This window comes from Micromonospora sp. WMMD558 (genome assembly GCF_049315255.1).
Lineage (GTDB): Bacteria > Actinomycetota > Actinomycetes > Mycobacteriales > Micromonosporaceae > Micromonospora.
In genome coordinates this window covers 5749630-5771064 of sequence record NZ_CP186061.1, presented here as the reverse complement: position 1 = coordinate 5771064, position 21435 = coordinate 5749630, and the positions used below count along the sequence as shown (strand labels likewise).

The following is a 21435-nucleotide window of genomic DNA, read 5'->3' as shown; positions in this document are numbered from 1 at the left end:
AAAGGCACCCCGCCGTGAAGATCATCGCAGCCGACGTCATCGTCACCAGCCCGGACCGCAACTTCGTCACCCTCAAGATCACCACGGACGAAGGCGTCACCGGCCTGGGTGACGGCACCCTCAACGGACGGGAACTCTCCGTCGCGTCGTACCTGCGCGACCACGTCGTGCCGCTGCTGATCGGCCGGGACCCGCACCGCATCGAGGACACCTGGCAGTTCCTGTACCGCTCGGCGTACTGGCGGCGCGGACCGGTCACCATGGCCGCCATCGCCGCCGTCGACGTCGCCCTCTGGGACATCAAGGCCAAGGCGGCCGGCATGCCCCTGTACCAGCTGCTCGGCGGCGCGTCCCGCACCGGCATCATGGCGTACGGGCACGCCTCCGGCCGTGACCTGCCGGAACTGTTCGACTCGATCCGCCGGCACCTCGACCTCGGCTTCCGGTCGATCCGCGTGCAGACCTCCGTGCCCGGCATCAACGCCGTCTACGGGGTCGCCGCGCAGCCCAGCGTCGACGGCAAGCGGTACGACTACGAACCGGCCCAGCGCATCCCGCTGCCGGCCGAGGAGGACTGGGACACCCGCGCGTACCTGCGGCACCTGCCCGGGGTGTTCGAGGCGGTCCGCAACGAGTTCGGCCCGGAGCTGCCGCTGCTGCACGACGGTCACCACCGGATGACCCCCATCCAGGCCGCCAAGCTCGGCAAGGCCCTGGAGCCGTACGACCTGTTCTGGCTGGAGGACTGCACGCCGGCGGAGAACCAGGAGGCGCTGCGGCTGGTCCGCCAGCACACCACCACCCCGCTGGCCATCGGCGAGGTCTTCAACACCGTGTGGGACTACCAGACCCTCATCCGGGAACAGCTGATCGACTACGTCCGCTCGGCCGTCACCCACACCGGCGGCATCACCGCGATGCGCAAGCTGCTCGACTTCGCGGCCCAGTACCAGATCAAGTCCGGCATCCACGGGCCGACCGACATCTCACCGGTCGGCATGGCCGCCGCGCTGCACCTGGACCTGGCCATCCACAACTTCGGCATCCAGGAGTACATGCAGCACGGGCCGCTCACCAACGAGGTGTTCCGGCAGTCGTTCACCTTCACCGACGGGTACCTGCACCCGGGCGAACTGCCCGGCATCGGCGTCGAACTCGACGAGGAGGCCGCCGCGCGGTTCCCGTACCAGCCGGCGTACCTGCCGTTCAACCGCTTGAAGGACGGCACCGTCCATGACTGGTGACCGGCGGCCGACCCGGCACGTCGTCGTGATGGGCGTGTCCGGGTGCGGCAAGACGACGGTGGCCCGGCTCGTCAGCGAGCTGACGGGACTGGCCTTCGCGGAGGCCGACGAGTTCCACTCCGAGGCCAACGTGGCGAGGATGCGGTCCGGCGTACCGTTGGACGACGTCGCCCGCTGGCCCTGGCTCCGCGACCTCGCCGGCTGGATGACCGCCCGCCACCGGGAGGGCGTCTCGACGGTGCTGGCGTGCTCCGCGCTCAAGCGCTCCTACCGGGACGTCCTCCGGCAGGGACCGCCGAACGTGGAGTTCGTGCACCTGGACGGCCCGACCGAGGTGATCCGCGAGCGGATGGCGGCGCGGACGCACCCGTACATGCCCGCGAGCCTGCTCGATTCCCAGGCGGCGATCCTGGAGCCCCTGGGGCCGGACGAGCACGGCGTGGTGCTCGACCTCCGGTTGCCCGCGGAGATCCTCGCCGCCACCGCGGCCGACCGCCTCGGCCTGCCCGCCGTGGACCCGTCACCACGCTGAGCGGGTCGCCGGCCCCGCGCACACCATCCTGTCCGGTGCGTGACGGACGGACGGACGACGGCTGACCCTCTCCGCTGTCGGCCTCCCGTCACATGTCACCCGGCCGACCGTCTGGTGCTCCCGTCGTCGCCTGCCTACCGTGTGCGGTACCGCACGCAACGTGGTCGTGGTGAGGGAAGGAGGGTATGGCAGGCGCGCCAGTGGGTAGAAGGACGTCACTGGACCCCGAGTGAGGGGGCACCGTCGCCCCGACCGGCACCGGTGGTGCGACCCGCGCGCCGCCCTCGGGGCCTGATCAACCGGAGGAAGGAGGCCGGTCGTGATGTTCCACAGTGGACCCGGTCGTCGATGGGCGGCCGCCCGCGCGTCGGCCGCCGCGTGTCGGGCCGGGTGATCGCCGTGTCGCCGATTCCCGCGCCCCGCCCGGCGCCCGCCGCGTCACCGGTCCCCAGCACGTACATCCGGTACCTGCGAGACCGGCTGCTGGAGGCCGAGGCGGGACTGACCGCCATGTCCGAGAAGTACGAGCGGACCAAGGCCCGGTTCGACCGCTGCTACGCGCGGCAGGGCATCACACCCGAGGCCGACATCGTCAACTACATCAACGCCAAGTCGATGAACCCCGAGCTGAAGTTCTGGTACTCCAAGGTGGAGCACTTCCAGCGGGAGGTCACCGCCTACGGTGCCGCGCTGACCGGCCTGGAGGCGGCCGGCCGGATGCTGGCGGTGGAGGACCACCGCGCCGACAACCAGCGCGTCCGCAGCGGCCGTCGTGGCCTGAACCGGGTCAGCTGACCGGGGCGGTACGGGCCGTCACGGCGACAGGCGCTTCTCGAACCAGTGGTGGGCGTAGCGCTCGTCGTTGTACGGCTCGATCTCCCGGTACCCGGCGGCGCGGTACATCGCGATCGCCTCGGTCAGGTTCCGGTTGGTGTCCAGCCGTACCGCCGTCCAGCCCCGGTCGGCGGCGTAGCGCTCCAGCTCGTCGAGCAGCCGCCGCCCGATCCCGAGGCCGCGTACGCTGTCGGCCACCCAGACCCGCTTGATCTCGGCGGGTGCGTCGGGGTGGAGCTTGACGGCGCCGCAGCCGACGGGTTCGGCGTTGAGGGTGGCGAGCAGGAACAGGCCGGCGGGCGGAACGAGTTCCTCGTCGCGTACGGGACTGCTCAGCGCCGGGTCGAAGCCCTCGTCGAACCGGCCCGCCACGTCCCGGGCGTACGCCCGCACGCAGGCACGGGCGCGCGGGTCGCCGGGCGGGCACGGCTCGACGACCACCATCGACCCGACGAGCAGTCGTTCCACCTCGGCCATCGCGGCGACGAGCCGACCGCGCCGGCGCTCACTGAGCGGTCGGAGGATGGACCAGGCCAGGTCGTCGGAGCGCTTGTCCAGCTCGGTCCACTCCGCCCGGCCGGCGTCGGTGAGGTCGGCCATCCGCACCCGTCCGTCGCCGTCGGCCGGGCCGACCGTGACGAGCCCGTCGCCCTCCAGGGTGCGCAGGAGCCGGCTGAGGTGTCCCGAGTCCAGGCCGAGCCGGGCCCGCAGCGCCGCGACCTCGGCGCCGCCGGGGCCGATCTCCCACAGCAGCCGCGCCTGCGCGAGGGGCCGGCCGCGGGCCATGTACTCGTCGTCGAGCGCGCCCACCCGCTGGGTGACCGTCCGGTTGAACCGCCGCACCGCGGCAACGAGCTCCGATTCCATAAGCCTGACTTTAGTCAGGCATCCCCGTCGTCCGCCAGCCGGTCGGACCCGCGCCGTGTCGGCGCGCCAACAGCATTGACGTACTCCTATGTAAACGGCGATCATCTGGCAAACCCGGCCGCGCCGGTCACGAGCCGGCGCCGCACCGAAGAGGGGTCCGTATGAAGCCACGCTCCTTCCGGCTCGCCGCGTCGTCGGTCTGTCTGGCGGCGACCACCCTGATCGCCGCCACCGCGGCACCGGCCCAGGCCGGTCCCGACGACGTACGGCGGGGCGCCCCGTCGGCGCCGTCCACCGTCGGTCCTGTCCTCGCCGCCACCGACCGGCTCGCCAGCGTGGTGGCCGGCGCACTCGCCGACCCCGCCACCCGCGGGCGGCTCGTCCCGGCCGTCACCGCCGGCCCGGTGGACCTGCTGGCGGTACGCCTCGACGCGCGGACCGAGCGTGCCGCCCGGTCGGCCAACCAGGCGGTGCTGGCGGCGAAGGGCCTGCCGGCGACGAGCGGCTCCGTGCTGCGACTCCGGCTCGGGCACGAGAACATGGCGGCGGCGTTGACCCGGGCCGAGGTACCGCTGGTGGCGGCGGCGCCGACCGACGACGCGACGACCACGGTGACCGGCCACGACCCCGCCGGGGGACAGGTCGTCCTGGATCCGGTCCGGCTGCCCGCCCGTCCCGTGCTGGTCGTCGAGGTCGACGTGGCGAGGGCGATGGAGCGGGGCCTGGCGCAGGTGCGGCAGGAGTTGGTGGCCCGGAACCTGACGGCTGCCCGGCCCGCGGCGAGAACGCAGGCCGGGTACTGGGCCACCAAGGTCAACGCGGTCCGGCTCGGTGACGACAAGGAACCGTGGATCAAGGGCGGCGCCGAGATCTTCACGGTCGTCACCGGCTTCGGGCTCGACGGCAAGGCCACGGCCAGCATCGTGGAGATGCCCTACCTCGACAACGACGGCACGGTCTACCACCCGAACCAGCTGCTGGTCCACTTCAACGGCTACAAGTACAACCTGGCCGACGTGGTGATGTGGGAGGACGACGGCGACACCAACTACCGCGACCTGGCCAAGGCACTGATCACCGCCCTGCTGACCATCGTCGACCAGGGCGTCTACACGCCGCTGGTCAACGCGATCATCGACGCGATGCCGGCGAGCTGGTGGACCGACGACCCCGACTACGTCGACTCCTGGTACACCCTCAGCACCGGCAGCTCCGGCCGGCTGCACGGTGCGGCCGCCAACGGCTGGATGGACGTCGCGCCGTACTGGGTGCAGCCGTTGTAGGGGATCGGCGTCAGGCGCCCAGGCGGGGCATGACCGGGCGGACCGTCACCGGTGCGCCCGGTGCGCCGCCCGGGCGGGACACGTACTCGGGCACGCCCACGCACGTGAAGAGCAGGGCGGCCAGGTCGTCGGGTTCGCCGAGCAGGCCCGGCACCTCCGAGTCGTTGAAGGTCATGCCGGAGGCGCCGGCGCCCTGGGCGTACGCGGCGAGGTGGAGCCGGCCCTCGACGAGCCCGGCGGCGAGCTGCGCGTCGCGGTAGGAGCGGTCGTCCAGACCGGACGTCCGGGTGGCGGCGACGACGACGTACGCGGCGTCGGCCGCGAGCGCCTGGTCGAGGCAGACCCGGAGGACCTCGTCGCGAAGGTCGCCGGTGCGCAGCGGCGTCGACAGGTCCGGCCACCGGTAGAGGCCGGACGCCACCCCGTCGACGCCGTGCACGGCGACCCAGTGCGGCACGGCCACGCCGCGCAGGGCGGCGCGCATCGACCACTCCAGGGCGGGGCGGGGCAGCGTCCCCGACCGGTCCATCCGGCGCTGCGAGCCGCGCCGCCGGACGACCTCGTCCAGGGTGGCCGACGCCGGGGCGTCGGGCAGGGCGTCCCCGGTCGGCCAGGCGTCGCCGAGCACGTCCCGCTCGCCGGCCCGCTGCGCGGCCGTGCAGAGCGGCAGCTCGACGGGGGGCAGGTCACCCGGCGTCGCGGGCGCGGTGGGGCCGACGGCCGGATCAGCCTCGCCGAGGGAGAGCAGCGCGAGCGGGTACTCGTGGACACCGTCCGCGCCGACCAGCTCGCGTACCTGCGCGTCGGGAAAGAGCGAACGCAGGCGCGGCCCGAGACCGGCGCTCGCCGCGGCCGCCGAGAGCTGGGACAACAGGGTGCCGGCGTCCCAGTAGAGGTGCCGCCAGCCGCGCTCGGCGTACCGCCAGCCGGTCCGCCACGGCACGCCGGTCACGACGAGCGTGGTGGCCGTCCCGGTGGCGGCGGGCGCGACCTGGACGAGGGCGTGCCGGCGGCCGTCGTACCAGTGCACGCCGTCGAGCACCCCGGCGACGCCGCGGGTGCTCGCGTACACCTCAAGAGGGAAGCGGGCACCGGCCGAACCGGAGGCGCGGAAGAGGACCGGGCGCCCGTTGCGCTCGGCGGTGCGTACCACCCCGGCGCCGAGGAACAGCACCCGGCCGAGCTGCGCCGCGTCGAGGGGCAGCGCGGGGGCCGCGGCACCCGCGAGGACGGCCGTCGCCGCCACGCCGGGGTCCGGCAGGTCCCGCGGCAGGTCCACGACGGGCAGGTCCCCGGCGTACGCCTTCATCGGCGGCGGCAGCGTCGCCGGGTCGTTCGGGACGAGGTCCTGGCGGACCCGTGGGTCGTCGGCGGGCACGTCCCAGTCGCGGGTCGGCACGTACGAGGTGAGCCGGTGCAGCAGGCCGGCGCCCGAGTCGAGATCCACGCGGCCATCCTGCCAGCACGCCGACCGCGGCGCGGGCCGCTACGATGCCGATCATGGCGTTGCTGCACCGTGCGGACCTGAGACCCGGCAAGCTCGACCTGCTCGCGGCGTGGCTGCCCGGCCGGCCCTGGTTCGCCGGGGAGGCGGGCGCGGAGGTCACCCGCGTCGCCGCGTACCGCTTCGACGACCCGGCCGGCGAGGTGGGCGTCGAGACCCTGCTCGTGCGGGCCGGCTCCGGGCCGGTCCTCCAGGTGCCGCTGACCTACCGCGCGGCCCCGCTCGACGGCGGCGACGAGTGGCTGGTCGGCACGACCGAGCACTCGGTGCTCGGCCGGCGCTGGGTGTACGACGGGTGCGGCGACCCGGTCCACGCCGGCGTGCTGGCGAGCGTCCTGCGGGGCGACAGCGGCCAGGCCGAGGAGTACTTCGAGGTCGACGGCGTCCGCGAGGTCCGCGCGCCGCTCATGACCGTCACCGCACGGCCGGGGGCCGACGTCCCGGCGGTCGGCGCGGTCCGCCGCGTCGAGGGCGGCGACCCGACGGTCATCGTCACCGACACCGTCGACCTGGCCGTCGTCCGCCGGCCCGGCGTCGACGCCGGGAGCGCGGGCGCCACCCTGAACGGCACGTGGCCGGGCGGACCGGGTTCCGTCGCGCTCGCGTACACCCGGCCGCGCTGACGGCGTGCGGCCGTCGACCGGGTCGTCACGGTGCGGTTGGAGCCCTTTGGAGCTGATGTCGTGAATGAATCAGCGGCTGGACGCGTCGGGCGATGCCGTAGCCGGCGCGACCGGCGGGCCCGGCCGGTTCCGGGCTGATGTCGTGAACGAGTCAGCTCCACAGGCGGCCAGCAGTTGTGGGCGCGGCGCACTGACAAGCACGCCGGGCGTGTCCACAAGTGCGCCGGGCGCCGCCACGAGCACGTCGGCGCGGGCCGGAGCAGAGACCTCTGCTCCGGCCCGCGCCGCACGATCTACGGGAGCGGGTACCCGCTGAGGTAGACCGGCGCGCCGACGCGGGTGGTGTCGGCCGCCTCGCCGACACCGTTGACCACGTGGTCGATCGTGCCCGCGCTGAGGTTCACGGTCATGATGTGGTGCAGCCGCACGCCGGGCCGTTCCGGCACCTCGAAGCCGTTCTCGGTGTGGATCGACGGGTTGTTCTGGTTGAACACGTACACCCCGCCGCCGTACAGCGTGTGGTGCCGTACCCGGTCACCGACCTTGTAGCCGGCCCACCCCTCGACGTCGCCGTTCATCCAGTCGGCCTGTGTCGGCGGGTCGTACGGCAGTTCGTTCTGGTAGAGGATGGTCGTCCCGTGCTCGCCGTTCCACACCGTGTTGTGCCGCTGGAAGTGCTCGACGAACAGGCCGGTCGCCGTCACGTGGTCGCCGTTGACGATCGCCCCGTAGCGGCCGGTGTTGGTGCGCCACCGGTCGGTGTCGCCGTTGACGCCCTCGGTGAAGCCCTCGACGCCGTGGTCGCCACGCCACACCCAGGTGTGGTCGATGAGGACGTGATCGCTGTTGACCTCGAGCGCGGTGTGTGTCCGGCCGATGTGCGGCCCGCCGACCCGGAAGTACACGTCGGACAGGGTGATCGGGTTGTGCGGGGTGCTGTGGTCGCGCCCGTGCCGGCTGCCGACCCGCAGCAGCACCGGCGACTCGCGAAGCCCGGCGTCGACCGTGACCCCGGCCACCACGACGCCGGGGACGCCGGCGACGTCGAGCGGGACGGCGCCGTTGACGGCGGTGAGCGTGGCGTGGCCCAGGCCGAGGACGACCGTGTCGGGCCGCCGGACCTCGATGCTGCGGGCGATGTCGTACCCGCCGGGGGTGAGCAGCAGGTGCTTGCCACGGGCGAGTTCCCGGTTGATGACGTGCACCGGGTCGCCCGGTCGGGCGATGAAGAAGTCGCGGATCGGGATGGTCCGGCCGGGGGTCAGCCCCGTACCCCAGGAGATGCCGCGGGTGTCACGGCGCGCGGCCGGTACGCGGACCTGGTAGCGGCCCCGGTCGTCGACGAACAGGTACGGCTTCTCCCGGCTGAGCGGCGTGGTGTCGAGCGTCGTGTACGGCGGGGCGGGGAAGCCCGCGTCGTCCGGGGCGCCGACGACGCCGGCGAAGACCTGGTTCCACACCGCGTTGGACCAGCCGCCGATCTCGCTGTTGCGGGTGAGCCACTGCTGCTGTGACCCGTTGGTGACGGCGGGCAGCCGGGAGTCGGCGATGAAACCGCCGCTGGCGTACTGGGGGCCGGCGGTGCAGTAGTCCATCAGCGACAGCGTGCCGCCGCTGACGTCGAGGCGGCGCATCGACACGGCCTGGGAGACGGCCCAGAAGTTCGCCGAGGAGCGGCAGCCGTCCTGGCCGGCGGCGTTGATCGCGAGGGAGAGGTTGGACAGCGTGCGCCAGAAGTTGACCAGGGCGATGCAGTTGCCGGTTCCGCCGTCGGCGAGGCAGCGGTTGTAGACCTCGATCTTGCCGTTGACCCGGACGTCGGTGGGGGAGGCGCCGAGGCCGGAGACCTCGGTGTAGTAGCCGACCTTCACCTGCAACGGCTGCTCGGCGGTGCCGTAGCTGCCGGGCAGGAACAGGTACGCGTGCCGGGCGGTGCCCATCTCGGCGTCGACCTGCGCGGCGTGCCGGGCGTCCATGGTGGCCTGGATCTCGCCGAGCGGGGTGTCCGGTCCGAAGATCGTCACGTTGGGCCCGAAGTCCGGCGGTCGCGGAGGACCGGCGGTGGCGGCCGGGCCGGTGGTGGTGACGGCGGTCGCCAGCACGAGGCCGAGCACCAGGGCCCGGCGCCCGCGCCGTCGTGTGCCGTGGATGGTCATGCGGTCGTCCTCTCGGGAGGCGTCGATGGCGGTGGGAGAGCGCTCTCTGAGTGGGGCGCGATGGTCGTCGGCGGTGACGAGGGATGGGAATGTTTCTACCGCGTGAACGGGCCGGGTGGAAAGAGCCACCGGCGACGTCCTGACCGGACGGACTCGGCAGGCCGCGCCGATTCTGTCAACGTACTGTTGACACATGACATCCGAGCTGGATCAGCTCGCGGAGGTGACCGCGGCCCGTACCCGACTGGACGAGCAGGAGCTGACCCTCATCGACCGGGCCCGCCAGGCCGGCGCGACCTGGGCGCAGATCGCCGCCGCGCTGGGGCTGGCCAGCCGCCAGGCAGCCGAGCAGCGGCGCCAGCGCCTCACGGCGGCCGCTCGGGCCCACCGGGTCGCCGCCGACCGGCCCTACGGTCCACAGATGGCCGCCCTCCGCGCCGCCATGGCCGAACTTGACCGGTGGATCGCGGCGGACCGCCGGTGGGACGAGCGCTTTCCCCGCGCCGCGCTGGTGCGGCGGACCGTCGCGGCGGCCCTGGACGCGCCACCGGGCCCGCTGCACTCGCTGGCCCGGCACGTCGTCGCCGACGTGGCCGCCGCCGGCCCGGACCGGGTGCCCGCCCGGGCGCGGGCGGTGGCGGCGGCGATCGGAGCGGCAACGTCAACAGATCATTGACAGGGGCATCAGATCTTGCGGCACCCAGACTCAAGCTCCGAGGATCGGAGCTGTCGCGGCTCAACTGTCGGGGGTGTCGATGCGTCGCAACGCCGTGCTCTTCGTGGCCATCTCCCTGCTGTCCGGCTTCGGGAGCACCACCATGTCGCTGGTCGCCGGCATCTGGATCCTCGACCTGACCGGGTCGGGCGGTCTCGCCGCGCTGGTCGGCGTCTGCGTGTTCGCCCCGGTGCTCGCCGGCCCGTGGCTGGGCGGCGTCGTCGACCGGCTGCCCCGGCGGCCCACCCTGGTCGCCGTGCACCTGCTGCTCGCGGTGACGCTGCTCAGCCTGCTCGCGGTGCGAGACGCGGGCGGCACCTGGCTGATCTTCGCCGTCTCCCTGGCGTACGGGATCAGCTACGTGCTGATCGACGCCGGCGAGTCGGCGCTCCTGCCCGAGGCGCTCTCCGCCGAGCACCTCGGCGACGTCAACGGCTGGCGGACCAGCGCCCAGGAGGGCGTCAAGCTGGTCGCCCCGCTGGTCGGCGCCGGGCTCTACACGTGGCAGGGCGGTCACGTCGTCGCCGCGGTCAGCGCCGCCCCGCCGGTCCTCGCCGCCGTCCTCTACACCGCCGTACGACTGACCCGCCCGCGGCCGGCCGCGCCGCCGGACCGCCGCAGGGGCCTCCGGGCCGGGCTCGCCGTGATCCGCCAGGAGCCGGTGATCCGCCGCAGCGTCGGCCTGGCCGCCGTCGCCATCGGGACGTCGGGGTTCACCACCGCGGCGTTCTACCAGGTCGTCACCATCGACATGGGGCTACCGCCGACCTTCCTCGGCGTGCTGCTCAGCGCCCAGGGTGCCGGATCGATCGTCGCCGGACTGGTCGCCGGGCGCCTCGTGAACCGGCTCGGGCCGGTCACGGTCGCCGCCGCCGGGACGGTCCTCTTCGCCGTCGTCTGCCTGGCCCGATGCCTGCCGTGGTGGCCGGTAGCCGTCGCGGCGTCGCTCCTCGCCGGGCTCGCCCTGCCCTGGGCCCTCGTCGCGGCCGTCACCGCCGTCCAGCTCCACGCTCCGGCGGCGCAGCTCGGCCGGGTCGCCGGCACGGCCACCACCGCGATGTTCGGGCCGGTCGCGCTGGCCACCCCGCTCGGCTCGGTCGCCGTGGCGCCCGGCGCCCGTCCGCCGTTCGTCCTCGCCGCCGCGCTGTGCCTCGCCGCCGCCGCGGTCGTCGCCCGCCGGTCACCGCGCCGGCGTCCCGCCGCCCGATCCGGGCCACCGACGGGTCAGGACGGGACGCTCAGCACCGTGCCCTCCGCGGCGGACCGGTGCGCCAGCTCGATCAGCTCGACGGTCCCGACCGCGTCGCGCGGGTCGACCGGCATCGGCGTGCCGCCGCGCAGTGACGCCGCCACCTCGGCGTAGAAGCTCTGGTAGCGGCCGGGTTCCGTCGGTACCGGGCGCAGCTCGCCGTCGACGCCGAGCTGTCCGTACCGCTCCGGCGGCACCGTGCCCCACCCGGCCGTGCCGGGTCGGCCGCCGTCGCGCAGCGCGGCCTCCTGCACGTCCAGGCCCCACGTGGTGTACGCGGCACGGTCGCCGAGGATCCGCAGGCGCGGTCCCAGCTGCGCGGCGAGCGCGCTCATCCAGAGGTGCGAGCGGACGCCCCCGGTGTGGGCGAGCGCCACGAACGCGTCGTCGTCGACCTCCGCGCCGGGCCGGCGGCGGTCCACCTCCGCGTACACGCTGCCGACCGGGCCGAACAGCTGCACCGCCTGGTCGATCAGGTGGGCGCCGAGGTCGTAGAGGACGCCCCCCGCCTCGTCGGCGGTGCCGATCTCCCGCCACCCCGGCTTGATCGCCGGGCGCCAGCGTTCGAAGCGGGACTCGAACCGGGTGACCGCGCCGAGTTCGCCCGCGGTCACCAGTCGCCGGGCGGTCAGGAAGTCGCCGTCCCACCGGCGGTTGTGGAACACCGTCACCGGTACGCCCCGCCGCCGCGCCTCCGCCAGCAGGTCGCGGCCCTCGGCCGCGGTCGCGGCGAGCGGCTTGTCGACGACCACGGGCAGCCCGGCGGCCACCGCCCGCCGGGCCATCGGGACGTGCAGGCGGTTCGGCGTCGCCACCACCACCAGGTCCAGCGCGTCCGCCTGCCGCCACAGCAGGTCGGGATCGGCGACGAGCCGCGCGTCCGGGTGGTCGTGGCGGACCTGCTCACGACGCTGCGGATCGCGGGTCACCACGGCGTGCAGGCGCAACCCGGGGGTCGCGGCGATCAGCGGGGCGTGGAACACCCGGCCGGCCGCCCCGTACCCCAGCAGCCCCACCCGCAGGGGTGTCCTGTCCGCCATGCCGTCCCCGTTCCCCGTACACCCCGGTCGTACCGAATCTACGCGGCGGCCCGGGTCGCCATCCGCGGGCTCCGGCGTTCGCCGGTCCACCGGCGGGGGCCCGTACCACCATGGGTGCTGTTTCCGGGACCGTACGAAGATCGCCTGTGGCCGTTCCCGGTATTCGGTCAGCGCTTCGACGGGGACATCACGGACTCCCCGTTCACCATTGGTCGATCATCATGTGCCTTCGACACGATTCCCACCTTCCCCATCGGAGATGCGGTTTCCGCGGTCGGCTCGTGACGGCCGGTCACCGCCGCGTCGGGGGCGGGGGCCGGGTCGCGTTCGGCCGGTCGGGGCGCCCACGCGTCCCGGTCGACATCCCGGCGCCGTGGTCGCAGGCGATGGTCGGGAGAATTGCAAGATAATTGCCGGACAGGGTGGTGGGGAATTGATTTCCGGTGCCGTCGCCTCCCATTCGCCTTTCTGGCATGACTGTCACAGCGGGCGATTGATCGCGATATCCCGTCATTGACCGTCAAGTCATGTCGAATCGGACGCGCTGTCCGGCGAGTGACACACGCCGTTAATGTTGCTTCCGCAAATGTTCGGGTTCTGTACGGGTCTCACCCGCGCGACCGGTCCAATTCGCGACCGGTGGCCTCCGCTGCTGTCGGCCGTTCGTTCCATACGAATTACCTGATCGACGTACGTGCTGGCCGATCCGCGACAATCACGGGGTTGACCTGCTCATGCCGGCCTGGCCGAGGTGGGGTGTGGTACGCCGCCGCTACCGAGGTCGTCGAGGTGACGTGGCCCGACGATCACAGCCCTGAGCTGGGAGAACCCGGGGTTCCGGGCCGCTCGGTGCGTCGGCGGCGCTGGGCGCGGGCCGGCCGGTCGTGACGGCGCGGACGGGCCTTGACACGTTCCGTGTCGGGTGATTTTCTGTGCCTCGCTCGCGTTCACATTCACCGGCGATGGCGAGGTCGCCAGTTTTTCGGGGGGTACGACATGGGTCGCAGTGCGCCCTGCGCCTGGTGCGGTAAATGACCTAGACATCGACCGGTGTGCGCTGGTAAAGCGATGCCCCGCTGCGTCGGATAGCCGATCCTCGACTGCCCGCGCCGCGCGCGCATCCTACGATGGCCACGAGGGGAAGGCGACGTGCCGCAGCCGCGCCCGGCCCCATGAAGCGTGTGGAAAGTTTCCGCGAACGACAGTTCACGACGCCCGACCTGGGGGACGCGCGTCGCGGTTTCCGGTTCCGGCAGGTCCACCGATTTGGTGGTGCCTGCCCGGCTGCCGTGCCGTTGCAGCGGTCCTCGGTCGGCGCTGGGACGAGGCGAAGAGTGAGGAAGACGTGAACATTCTCGACAACCCCGACGGCCGCTTCTTCGTGGTGGTGAACGACGAGGGCCAGCACTCGCTGTGGCCGGAGTCCCTGACCGTGCCCGCCGGCTGGACGGTCACCCACGGCCCCGCCGACCGCGCGTCCTGTCTGGACCACGTCACGGCCACCTGGACCGACATGCGGCCGTCGAGCCTCGTCGCGTACCTGGCGAGCGCCGGCCAGGAGACCGGCCGATGACCTCCGGTGTGGGCGCCGACCGGCCGGCGCTCCCCGGCGCGGCGGCGGTGCCGGCCCCCCGGTCCCGGCTGGAGTCGATGTCGCCCGCGAAGCGGGCCCTGTTCGAGAAGCGGCTCGGTGGCCTGCGGGCGCGGCCCACCGACGGGATCGTCCCCGTTCCGCGCGAGGGCGACCTGGCCGTCTCCCCGGCGCAGCGGCGCCTGTGGTTCATGGACCAGCTCGCCCCCGGCACGGTGATGTTCAACGTGCCCACCGCGCTCCGCCTCACCGGGCCGGTACGGCTCGACGTGCTCACCGACGCGGTGCGGTCCCTGCTCGGCCGGCACGAGGCGCTCCGCACCGTGTTCGCCTCGCACGAGGGCACGCCGGTGCAGCGGATCCGGCCCGACGTCGAGGTCGACCTCACACCCCGGGGGCTGCCCGCCGGCGACGACACCGCCCTGGCCGCCGCCCTGCACGCCGAGGCGACCCGCCCCTTCTCGCTCGCCGAGGGCCCGCTCGCCCGCGCGGCCCTGTTCCGCCGGGCCGCCGAGGACCACGTGCTCCTGCTGACCCTGCACCACAGCGTGTGCGACGGCTGGTCGGTGAGCATCCTCCTGGACGAGCTGCTGGAGTTCTACCGCGCCGGCGCCGAGGGCCGGGCACCCGACCTCGCGCCGCTCACCCTCCAGTACGCGGACTACGCGGCCTGGGAGACCCGGCCCGAGCGGGCCGTCGACCTCGCCGCGAGCCTCGACTACTGGAAGCGCACCCTCGGCGGGGCCGTCCCCGTCATCGACCTGCCGCTGGACCGCCCGCGCCCGGCCGTGCAGACCTTCCGGGGCGCGCGGCACCGGTTCACCCTTCCCGACGGCGTCTGGCCGGCCGTGAACCGGATCGCGCGGGAGGAGCGGGCCACGCCGTTCATGGTGCTGCTCGCCGGCTTCGCGGCGCTGATGTCGCGGTACGCGGCCCAGGACGAGGTCTCCGTGCTCACCCCGGTGGCGAACCGGCCCCGCGTCGAGCTGGAGACGATGGTCGGCTTCTTCGCCAACTCGGTCGTCCTGCGGGTCGACACGTCCGGCGCCCCCACCTTCCGTGACCTCGTCGGGCGGGTCCGGGACCTCGCGCAGGAGGGCATGGCGCACGGTGAGGCGCCCTTCGACAGCGTGGTGGAGGCGGTCGACCCGGAGCGCAGCCTCGCCCACACACCGCTCGCGCAGGTCATGTTCGCGCTCGTGCCGGACCCGGCACTGGAGACCGACGTGGCGGGCGTACACGTCACCGCCCTCGACCACCACCTGCCGATCAGCAAGTACGACCTCACCGTGGAGCTGTGGCCGGACGCCGACGGCCGGTTGCAGGGCGTCGTCGAGTACGCCACCGACATCCTCGACGAGTCCACCGTGGCGCGCACCGCCACCCACCTGGGCACCCTGCTCACCAGCCTAACCGCCGCGCCGGACGCGCCGGCCGCCCTCGCCCGCCTGCTCTCCGACGACGAGTTGCACGCCGCCGTCGTCGAGTGGAACCGCACCGACGACCCGCTCCTCGGCGACGTCCGGGCGCACGAGCTGTTCACCCGCCAGGCCGCCCGTACGCCGGACGCGCCGGCGCTGGTGGCCGGCGCGCGGACGGTGACCTTCGCCGAGTTGGACCGGCGGTCCGACGCCCTCGCCGCCCGGCTGCGCCGGCACGGCGTCGGCCCGGAGACCCGGGTCGGCCTCTTCCTGGACCGGGGCGCCGACCTCGTCACCGCCGTGCTCGCCACGCTCAAGGCGGGCGGTGCGTACGTGCCGCTGGACGTGACCGAACCGGCGCAGCGGGTGGGCTTCATGCTGGCCGACGCGGACGTGCGGGTGGTGGTCACCAGCGGAGCCCGGGCCGGCGTGCTGCCACCGACCGACGCCGCGGTGCTGCTCGCCGCCGACGACGACGCCGACGCGGGCACCGGCGACCTGCCGCCGGCGGTGCGCCCGCACCCGGACAGCGCCTGCTACATCATCTACACCTCGGGCTCCACCGGGCGGCCCAAGGGCGTCGTGGTCACCCACCGCGGGCTCGCCAACTACCTGGCCTGGAGCCTGCGCGCGTACCGGGTCGCCGACGGCGGGGGCGCACCCCTGGTGTCGCCGCTGCGGTTCGACCTGTCGGTGACGACGCTGTTCTGCCCGCTGCTGGCGGGCCGGCCGGTGGTGCTCGTCGCCGACGGCGCCGAACTGGAGACGCTGACCGGGCTGCTCGGCGCCGACCTCGACCTCGGTCTGGTCAAGCTCACGCCCGCGCACCTGGAGGCGCTGGACCGGGCGATCCCGCCGGCCACGATCGACGCGGACGGTTACCTCGTCGTCGGCGGCGAGTCGCTGCACGGCGCCACCGTCGCCGCGTGGCGCCGCCGGGCACCCGGGCTGCGGGTGGTCAACGAGTACGGCCCGACCGAGACCGTGGTCGGCTGCTGCGTGCACGAGGTCGACGACCGCACCGACCTGTCCGGTGTGGTGCCGATCGGCCGGCCGATCGCCAACACCCGCCTCTACGTGCTCGACGCGAACCTGACGCCGGTGCCGCCCGGCACCGTCGGGGAGCTGTACGTGGCCGGCGCCGGCGTCGCCCGCGGCTACCACGGCCGCCCCGACCTGACCGCCGAGCGCTTCCTGCCCGACCCGTACGCGGCGACGCCGGGCGCGCGCATGTACCGCACCGGCGACCTCGTGCGGCTGCGCCCCGACGGCGAACTGGACTGCCTCGGCCGGGTCGACACCCAGGTGAAGATCCGGGGGTACCGGGTCGAGCTGGAGGAGATCGAGGCCGCGCTGACCCGGCTCCCGCAGGTCCGGGAGGCCGTCGTGCTGCTCCGCGGCGACCGCCCGGGGGAGGACCGGCTCGTCGCGTACGTCACCGCGGAGGGCCCGGCCGGGGCGGGCGACCCGCGCGACGCCCTGCGGGCCGACCTGCCCGAGTACATGGTGCCGGACGTGGTGGTCGCGCTGGACGCGCTGCCGCTGGCCGCCAACGGCAAGGTGGACCGGCGCGCCCTGCCCGCGCCGACCCCGCAGGAGGCGACGCCGACCCGGGAGGCGCCGGCGACCCCGCTGGAGACGGTCATCGCGCAGGTCTGGGCGGACGTGCTGGGTCTGCCGGTCGAATCGATCGGCCGCGACTCGAACTTCCTCGACCTCGGCGGCCACTCCCTGCTCGCCGTGCAGGCCATGGCCCGGCTGCGCAAGACGCTCGACATCGAGCTGCCGCTGCCGGTGTTCCTGGAGGCCACGTCGCTGGCCGACCTGGCCGTCCGGATCGGGGCGCTGGGCGGCAAGGCGCCCCGACCGGGCCTGACGTCCATGCCGCGCACCGGGCCGGTGCCGCTGTCGTACGCGCAGGGGCGGCTGTACTTCCTCAACCGGCTCGCCGAGGACAGCGCCTTCTACAACGTGCCCATCGCGCTGCGCTTCGACGGGGACCTGCGGGCGGACGCGCTCCGCGACGCCTTCGCCGGCCTGTGGGCCCGGCACGAGGGTCTGCGGACCGTCTTCCCGTCCGTCGACGGGGAGCCGGTGCAGGAGATCCTGCCCGTCCAGGCGGTGGCGTACGCCGAGGTGGACGTCTCCGGCGACCCGGACCCGGAGCGGCGGCTCGACGCGCTGTTCACCGCCGAGGCGCGGACGGCGTTCGACCTGGCCCGGGGGCCGCTGCTGCGCGGCACGCTGGTGCGGCTGCGCCCCGACTCGCACGTCCTGCTGATGACGCTGCACCACACCGTCTCCGACGGCTGGTCGCTGGGCATCGTGCTGGACGACCTGGTGACGCTCTACCGGGCGTACGCGCAGGGGCAGCCGTCGCCGCTGCCGGAGCTGCCGTACTCCTACGTGGACTACACCCTCTGGCAGCGGTCCTGGCTGACCGGGGCGGAGCTCGACGCGCAGCTCGACTGGTGGAAGCGGCAGCTGGCCGACGTGCCGACGCTGGACCTGCCGACCGACCGGCCCCGGCCGCCGGTGCAGACCTTCCGGGGCGCGCGCCACGACGTCCGCTGGTCCGCCGACCTGTCCCGCGGCGTGGCCGAGCTGGCCCGCCGCGAGGGCGTCTCCCTGTTCATGGCGCTGCTCGCCGGCTTCGACGTGCTGATGGCCCGGCTCAGCGGCCAGCGGGACGTCACCGTGGGCACGCCGATCGCCAACCGCACCAGCACCGAGCTGGAGAACCTGGTCGGCTTCTTCGCCAACACCCTGGCGCTGCGTGTCGACCTGTCCGGCGACCCCACCTTCACCGAGGTGCTGCGGCGGGTCCGCGAGGCGGCGCACGGCGCGTACGCGCACCAGGACGTCCCCTTCGAGATGGTGGTCGACGCGGTGGCGCCCACCCGCAGCCTCAGTCACTCGCCGCTGTTCCAGGTGCGCTTCGCGCTCCAGAACGCACCCGGCGGGATGCCCGACCCGGGCCCCGGCCTCACCCTCACGTCGATCGACAACGAGCAGTGCACGGCCCGCTTCGACCTGCTCGTCGACCTGTGGGAGACCGGCGACGGCATCGAGGGGCACGCCGAGTACAGCACCGACCTGTTCGACGCGAGCACGGTCGCGGCGATGATGAGCCGGCTGGAGGCGCTCCTGGAGCGCCTGGTCCGGGCCCCGGACCAGCCGGTCTTCGACGTCGACGTCCTCCTGCCCGGCGAGCGGGAGCGCCTGGACGCGCTCGCCCACGGGCCGGCGCTGCCCGCCGGGGCGGCCGGGCGGACGCTGACCCGCCGCGTCGCGGAGCAGTCGGCCCGGCTGCCGGACGCCCCGGCCGTCACCGGCGGCGGGACCACCCTGACGTACGCGGAGCTGCACGAGCGGGCCGGCGACCTGGCCCGCGTGCTGGCCGCCCGGGGCGTCGGCCCGGAGACCATGGTCGCCCTGCACCTGGACCGGGGCGTCGACGTGGTGGTCGCCGCCCTCGCCGTGCTGGAGGCGGGTGGGGCGTACCTGCCGCTCGACCCGGCGTACCCGGCGGAGCGGCTGGCCGCGATCGTCGCCGACGCCCGGCCGGCGCTCACCCTCACCACGCGTGCGCTGGCCGGCGCCACCCCGCAGGGCGCGGGTGAGCTGCTGACGCTCGAGGACGCACCCACGCTGCCCGGTGACCGTCCGGCACCGGCGGTGCGCCCCGACCACCCCGCGTACGTCGTGTTCACCTCCGGCACGAAGGGCCTGCCGAAGGGCGTCGTCGTCACCCACGGCGCGCTCGCCGCGTACCTGCACGCGCTGCCCGCCGCGCTGGCCCTGCCGGCCGAGCCGGTCGTGCTGCACACCGCGTCGTTCGCGTTCTCCTCGTCGGTGCGCCAGTACGCCGTGCCGCTCGCCCTCGGCGGTCACGTCGTCGTCGCCGACCGGGAGCAGCTCGCCGACCCGCACGCCCTGCTCGGCTACGCCGCCGCGCACGGCGTCCAGGTGCTGGACCTCGTCCCGTCGTACCTGCGGGTGGTCCAGCCGGCCCTGGCCCGCCGGGACGGGTGGCGACCGCGGGTCGTGCTCACCGCCAGCGAGCCGCTGCGCTACGACCTGCCGGAGGCGAGCCGCAGCGCGCCCGGGGAGGCGCCGCGGCTGGTCAACATGTACGGCCAGACCGAGACCACCGGCATCGTCGCCGCCGCCGAGGTGGGCGCCGACCGGGAGGGGCGCCGTGCGGTGGTGCCGCTCGGCCGGCCGATCCCCGGCACGTGGGTGTACGTCGTGGACGAGGAGCTGCGTCCGGTCCCGACCGGCCTGCCCGGCGAGATCGTCGTCGGCGGCTCCGGTCTCGCCCGGGGCTACCTGGGCGACCCCGCCCTGACCGCCGAGCGGTTCGTCGCCGATCCGTTCGGGCCGCCCGGCAGCCGGCTCTACCGCACCGGCGACCGGGGCCGATACCTGCCCGGCGGCACGGTCGAGTTCCTCGGCCGCATCGGCGACCAGGTCAAGATCCGTGGTCACCGGGTCGAGCCCGACGAGGTCGCGTCGGTGCTGTCCGGCGTGGACGGCGTCGGCGAGTGCGTGGTGCTGTGCGACGACGACGGCGCGGACGGCCGGCGGCTCCTCGCGTACGCGGCGCCGCTCGCCGGCGGAAGCCTCTCGGCGGACGGCCTGCGCGTCGCCCTGCGCGAGAAGCTGCCCGACTACATGGTGCCGACGGTCACGGTGGTCGACGCGCTGCCGCGGCTGCCCAACGGCAAGGTCGACCGGGCCGCGCTGGTCGCCGGCGCGACCGTCACGGTCGGTGCCGCCACCGGGGACGGAAGTCCCCGGGGCCGGGTCGAGGAGGTGCTGGCCGGGATCTGGCGGGAGGTGCTGCGGCTGCCGTCGGTGGGTGTGGACGACGACTTCTTCGCCCTGGGTGGGGATTCGCTGCACGTGATCCGGGTGGTGGACCGGGCGCGCAAGGCGGGGGTGGTCGTGACGCCGGCGCAGTTCATCGCGCACCCGACGATCGCGGGCCTGGCGTCGGTGGCCACCGAGGCGGCCGCCGGCGGGGACCGCCGCGACGACCCGGGCGCGGTGGCGCTGGTGCCCTCGCACCTCGCGTTCCACGAGCGGAACTTCACCGACCCGCACCTCTACACGCACATCTTCATGTTCGAGGCGGCCCGGCCGCTGGACCCGGCCCTCGTCGAGCAGGCGGTGGCCAGCGTGGTGGCGCACCACGACTCGCTGCGGATCAGCTTCCCGACCGAGGGCGGCCGGCTGGCCGTCCGGGTCAACGAGCCGTACCAGCCGACGCCGTTCACGAGCGTCGACCTGTCCGCCCTCGACCCGGCCGACCAGGAGGTCGCCTTCCAACGGCTGGACCGGTCGCTGCACCGCAGGCTCGACCTGGCGCGCGGGCCGCTGCTGCACGTCGCGCTGGTCCGGTTCGGGCCCCACCGGCCGGACGCGCTCGTCGTGATCGTCCACCACCAGCTCATGGACAACAGTTCGTGGGACGTGCTGATGGAGGACCTGCGGACCGCGTACACGGCCCTCGAAGCCGGCCGGGAGCCGGTGCTACCGCCGCCGACGGCGTCGTTCGCCGCGTGGGCGCGCAACCTCGACACGCTCGCCCGCTCGTCCGAGCTGGCGGAGGACATCGCGTACTGGACGGCGCTCGCCAAGGAGCCGATCCCCGCCTGGCCGCTGGACCACGAGGGCGGCGACGACTGCATGTCGTCGGAGGAGACCGTCGTGGTCGGCCTGGACGCCGAGGAGACGGCGGCGCTGCGCCGGCTGCTGCCGCGGGAGTACGGGCTGAGCCTCAACGACGGCCTGCTCGCCGCCACCCTCCAGGGCTTCACCGACTGGTCCGGCCAGTCGTCCCTGCTGGTGGACCTGGTCGCCCGCGGCCGCGAGATGGGCGGCGACGACCTGGACCTGTCCCGCGCCATCGGCCGGTTCTCGATGACCTCGCCCCGCCTGGTGCGCCGGCCGGAGAAGCCCGGACCTCGGGTGCTGCTGGAGTCGGTCCGCGAGCAGATCAGCGTGGTGCCCCGGCGCGGGCTCGGCTACGGCCTGCTGCGCCACATCGACGCGCACCCGGGCGTGGCGGAGGCGCTGGCCCCGCTCGGCAAGCCGCACATCCTGCTGAACAACTGGGGCGAGTTCACCCACGAGCCTGAGGAGTCGCCGCTGCTCGGGCCGCCCGACGAGGACGTCTGGCCGGCGCCGCGCCTGCAGCGGATGCACCAGCTCCAGGTCTTCGCCCGGTTCGGCGACGGCGAGCTGCGCCTCCACTTCAAGTACAGCCGCAACCTCAACGACCGCGAGAGCATCGCGCGCCTCGCGGCCCTCGTGCAGGACGCCCTCCGGTCGTTCGTCCGGCCGGACGGCGACTGACCCCACCCCGACC

At 74.1% G+C, this 21435-nt stretch carries 12 protein-coding genes and 1 pseudogene; 9 read left to right on the top strand and 4 right to left on the bottom strand.

Going from position 1 to position 21435, the window contains the following annotated elements; translation table 11 throughout:
• Positions 1–14 precede the first annotated feature (14 nt).
• From manD to ACN26Y_RS27340, 3 genes are all read left to right on the top strand, one after another.
• Positions 15–1244, top strand: coding sequence for a D-mannonate dehydratase ManD (gene manD / locus ACN26Y_RS27350; RefSeq protein WP_155333024.1), 1230 nt, complete (start codon positions 15–17; stop codon positions 1242–1244).
• Positions 1234–1776 (top strand): gluconokinase, encoded by a 543-nt coding sequence (locus ACN26Y_RS27345; protein WP_155333023.1) that lies wholly within the window; start codon positions 1234–1236, stop codon positions 1774–1776. Before manD ends, ACN26Y_RS27345 begins: the two co-directional genes overlap by 11 nt.
• A gap of 399 nt (positions 1777–2175) precedes the next feature.
• Positions 2176–2571: a hypothetical protein gene (locus ACN26Y_RS27340; protein WP_155333022.1), complete on the top strand. Its 396-nt coding sequence runs from the start codon at positions 2176–2178 to the stop codon at positions 2569–2571.
• Between the two features lie 18 nt (positions 2572–2589).
• Here ACN26Y_RS27340 and ACN26Y_RS27335 read toward each other — a convergent pair whose 3' ends face one another.
• Entirely contained in the window at positions 2590–3477 is an 888-nt protein-coding gene (locus ACN26Y_RS27335) for a helix-turn-helix domain-containing GNAT family N-acetyltransferase (RefSeq protein WP_155333021.1), read from the bottom strand.
• 161 nt (positions 3478–3638) lie between these two features.
• Between ACN26Y_RS27335 and ACN26Y_RS27330 the strand changes: the two genes are divergently transcribed.
• On the top strand, positions 3639–4760 hold the full coding sequence (locus ACN26Y_RS27330) for a DUF3103 family protein (protein ID WP_422733749.1): 1122 nt from the start codon (positions 3639–3641) through the stop codon (positions 4758–4760).
• Between the two features lie 10 nt (positions 4761–4770).
• Here ACN26Y_RS27330 and ACN26Y_RS27325 read toward each other — a convergent pair whose 3' ends face one another.
• Positions 4771–6207, bottom strand: coding sequence for a nitroreductase family protein (locus ACN26Y_RS27325; RefSeq protein WP_230688791.1), 1437 nt, complete (start codon positions 6205–6207; stop codon positions 4771–4773).
• Positions 6208–6260: 53 nt separating this feature from the next.
• On the opposite strand from ACN26Y_RS27325, the gene ACN26Y_RS27320 reads away from it, so the two are divergent.
• Complete coding sequence (locus ACN26Y_RS27320) at positions 6261–6887, top strand: CG0192-related protein (RefSeq protein WP_155333019.1); 627 nt, start codon at positions 6261–6263, stop codon at positions 6885–6887.
• A gap of 293 nt (positions 6888–7180) precedes the next feature.
• On the opposite strand, the gene ACN26Y_RS27315 is transcribed toward ACN26Y_RS27320, so the two are convergent.
• Entirely contained in the window at positions 7181–9043 is a 1863-nt protein-coding gene (locus ACN26Y_RS27315; RefSeq protein WP_155333018.1) for an adenylyl cyclase, read from the bottom strand.
• Positions 9044–9236: 193 nt separating this feature from the next.
• Between ACN26Y_RS27315 and ACN26Y_RS27310 the strand changes: the two genes are divergently transcribed.
• Together ACN26Y_RS27310 and ACN26Y_RS27305 are read left to right on the top strand one after the other, a co-directional pair.
• Positions 9237–9719 carry a hypothetical protein gene (locus ACN26Y_RS27310; protein WP_422733748.1) on the top strand — a complete coding sequence of 161 codons (483 nt, stop codon included), beginning with the start codon at positions 9237–9239 and terminating at the stop codon, positions 9717–9719.
• Positions 9720–9798: 79 nt separating this feature from the next.
• Positions 9799–11121, top strand: a complete 1323-nt coding sequence (locus ACN26Y_RS27305) for an MFS transporter (protein WP_422734973.1) — start codon at positions 9799–9801, stop codon at positions 11119–11121.
• On the opposite strand, the pseudogene ACN26Y_RS27300 reads toward ACN26Y_RS27305, so the two are convergent.
• Positions 11058–12047, bottom strand: a pseudogene (locus ACN26Y_RS27300) (Gfo/Idh/MocA family protein); the annotation flags it as partial. The gene ACN26Y_RS27305 and the pseudogene ACN26Y_RS27300 sit on opposite strands and share 64 nt — an antisense overlap.
• A 1345-nt stretch (positions 12048–13392) precedes the next feature.
• Here ACN26Y_RS27300 and ACN26Y_RS27295 point away from each other — a divergent pair.
• Entirely contained in the window at positions 13393–13620 is a 228-nt protein-coding gene (locus ACN26Y_RS27295) for an MbtH family protein (RefSeq protein ID WP_155333015.1), read from the top strand.
• A complete protein-coding gene (locus tag ACN26Y_RS27290) occupies positions 13617–21422 on the top strand; it encodes an amino acid adenylation domain-containing protein (protein ID WP_422733747.1) in 7806 nt (2601 codons plus the stop codon). The genes ACN26Y_RS27295 and ACN26Y_RS27290 overlap by 4 nt, the downstream gene beginning before the upstream one ends.
• Positions 21423–21435 lie beyond the last annotated feature (13 nt).